The sequence below is a fragment of the Aeromonas sp. SrichE-2G genome, from assembly GCF_017939565.1.
Lineage (GTDB): Bacteria > Pseudomonadota > Gammaproteobacteria > Enterobacterales > Aeromonadaceae > Aeromonas > Aeromonas taiwanensis.
Genome location: NZ_JAGKRG010000036.1, coordinates 1 through 374, shown reverse-complemented (window position 1 = coordinate 374; position 374 = coordinate 1). Strand labels below are relative to the sequence as shown.

At 58.3% G+C, this 374-nt stretch carries 1 protein-coding gene; it reads right to left on the bottom strand.

All coding sequences use genetic code 11. The features are described from left to right. A partial coding sequence (locus J9885_RS14895) for a GTP-binding protein (protein WP_210549905.1) occupies positions 1-374 on the bottom strand: 374 nt, incomplete at both ends.

Below are 374 nucleotides of genomic sequence, written 5' to 3'. Positions count from 1 at the left end.
ACCATGTCGCACTTGTTCATGAACACGATGATGTACGGAACGCCTACCTGGCGACCCAGCAGGATGTGCTCACGAGTCTGCGGCATCGGGCCGTCAGTCGCTGCTACTACCAGGATTGCGCCGTCCATCTGGGCAGCACCGGTGATCATGTTTTTAACGTAGTCGGCGTGACCCGGGCAATCTACGTGAGCGTAGTGGCGGGTAGCGGTGTCGTATTCTACGTGGGAGGTGTTGATGGTGATACCACGCTCACGCTCTTCCGGTGCCTTGTCGATCTGGTCGAAGGCGAAAGCTTTACCACCGAAGTGCTTGGCCAGCACGTTGGTGATGGCGGCGGTCAGGGTGGTTTTACCGTGGTCAACGTGGCCGATGGT